This window comes from Myxococcus sp. AM011 (assembly GCF_013372595.1).
GTDB classification, from domain to species: Bacteria; Myxococcota; Myxococcia; order Myxococcales; family Myxococcaceae; genus Myxococcus; species Myxococcus eversor.
This window is the reverse complement of record NZ_JABXEM010000580.1, coordinates 1-920: the sequence shown is the minus strand read 5'-3', so window position 1 is coordinate 920 and position 920 is coordinate 1. Positions and strand designations below refer to the sequence as shown.

The window sequence follows — 920 nt, the reverse complement described above, 5'->3', positions numbered from 1 at the left end:
GAGGCGACGGGCCCGAGGAAGTCGAGGCAGCCCTCGCGCAGCGTGCGCCAGAAGCGCTCCATCTTCCCGCGGGCGGGGGCGTCATAGGGCCTGGCGTGCAAGAGTGATGTGCCGATGCGAGCGCACGCAGTGGCGAGCGTCTCGCCCCGGTACGTGGCGCCATTGTCCAGGTAGAGAGCGTCCGGCGGACCGTGCTTGCGCAGGGCGCGCACCATGAGGCCCAGCATGTCCACCTCCCGCTCGGTGTGGTGGGCCTCCAGCGCCACGACGTACCGACTCGCGTCGTCCAGCAGCGCGTGGATGCGCAAGGGCAGCGACTTGCCCCCGACGGTGAGTCCAGGCCCATGACACACGTCCGCGTGCCACAGGGCCATGGGGCGCTCGGCCTGCCAGCGCAGGCGCGTCTTCGTGCCGCTGCCGTCGCGCATCCCGACGCGGTCAAGTCCTGCTTGCGCGAAGAGGCGGCGCACCGTCGTCGCCGAGACGGCGTCCTTCTCCAGCCGGCCATCGGTGACGAGCGTGCGAAGGATGAGCGTCACGGACGCGGACGGGTACTCCCGCCGGATGTCGAGCAGCAGCTCGCGCTGGGCCGCCGAGAGCTGCTGGGCGCGGCCCTTGTCGCTGCGGCCGCGCGGGGCGAGGCCTGAGAGGCCGCGCTTCTTGTACGCGTAGTACCAGCGCTCGAGCGTGGCCGCCGAGTAGCAGTGGCTCGCCTTGGCGCCCGGCGGCACGAAGCGCTGCTGGGCGAGGGCCTCGAGCGCCGAGGCGAGCTGGCCTCGGTCCATCTGCGCCTGGGTGAGGACGCCGATGACTCCGTGGCGAAACACCGCCACCGCCTCGGCGTGGGACTTCGGGGTGAGGCTCTTCATTTCGCGCGGACTTCCCGTCCCCCCCTCATCCCGGCATGGGCCTCTTGGGAG

At 71.7% G+C, this 920-nt stretch carries 1 protein-coding gene; it reads right to left on the bottom strand.

Annotated elements, in window-relative coordinates:
• On the bottom strand, positions 1–869 hold an 869-nt coding region (locus HUW62_RS47425; RefSeq protein WP_176438212.1), incomplete at its 3' end, for a DDE-type integrase/transposase/recombinase.
• Positions 870–920 lie beyond the last annotated feature (51 nt).